General features: G+C 39.0%; 1 protein-coding gene. It reads left to right on the top strand.

The annotated features are described in order from the left end of the window. Window positions 1-200: 200 nt before the first annotated feature. The gene (locus IYN85_RS25645; RefSeq protein ID WP_196161830.1) at window positions 201-515 is read left to right on the top strand and encodes a hypothetical protein; all 315 of its coding nucleotides are present in this window, start codon (window positions 201-203) and stop codon (window positions 513-515) included. Window positions 516-521: the final 6 nt, after the last annotated feature.

The following is a 521-nucleotide window of genomic DNA, read 5'->3' as shown; positions in this document are numbered from 1 at the left end:
GATGTTGATGTTAATGTCGGTCGAGATTTATGGAGTCTAGTAAGCGAAGACGCACAAGCACAGTGGCTGGAGCCCCCTACTACTGAAGAGGGTATATTGATTGATTTAGTCAATGTAGCAGATAACATGGTCAAATCAGAATGTTACATTGAGTTTAGTGTAACACAGACTCTTTAGCCTAATAACTTATAGAAATATTTATGGAAGATTTGTATGACGCACAAGAGGCAATTGAAGCAAGGGATGCAATTGACCTCTTTGAAACCGGATACTTAGAACATGCGAAAAGATGGATCTCTGAAGCCTTTGACGAAGATGCATTTAATATTGCAATGGAAACCGCCGAAAAGTTAAGAGCATCGATGTTTCAACATTGTGTTAACGATGCAGACAACGGCGAGGAAATACAAGATATTGCTGATGAGCTGAATGGAACCATATCTGAACTTAGACAACGACTGGAGCTGGTAGAAATAATTACCAATAAGCTGGCTTTGCATAATTTCAACTCATAGGAAAAA

It is taken from the genome of Reinekea sp. G2M2-21 (assembly GCF_015687175.1).
GTDB lineage: Bacteria > Pseudomonadota > Gammaproteobacteria > Pseudomonadales > Natronospirillaceae > Reinekea.
Note: the sequence above shows the minus strand (reverse complement) of the source record. Positions and strands in the feature narration are given on the sequence as shown.

Bases quoted from the DNA above. Each gene is read 5' to 3' on its own strand.
- IYN85_RS25645 (WP_196161830.1), top strand. From the start codon at position 201: ATGGAAGATTTGTATGACGCACAAGAGGCAATTGAAGCAAGGGATGCA.